General features: G+C 53.1%; 1 pseudogene. It reads left to right on the forward strand.

Annotation, left to right across the window (positions count from 1 at the left end):
* Positions 1 to 228: pseudogene (locus tag ACLEJU_RS28790) on the forward strand (IS3 family transposase); the annotation flags it as partial.

Here is a 228-nt window from a genome sequence, read left to right on the forward strand (position 1 = left end):
GACGATTCGCAAAAGTCCCGAGACCAGCTGATGGCGGAGCTCGAATTCCTGCGCATGGAGAATGCTGTCTTAAAGGAGCTCAAGGCTTTGCGGGAGGAAAAGGAACGAATATCGGGGAAAAAGTCCTGATCGTTTCCAAACTCAAGCGTAGATTTCCTTTGCCTGACCTGCTGCGGTTGATCGGGCTGGCTCGCAGCACCTTTTACTATCAGGTGCAGCGCCAGCAGA

Source organism: Pseudomonas sp. SMN11 (assembly GCF_052041945.1).
In the GTDB taxonomy this organism is placed as follows: Bacteria; Pseudomonadota; Gammaproteobacteria; order Pseudomonadales; family Pseudomonadaceae; genus Aquipseudomonas.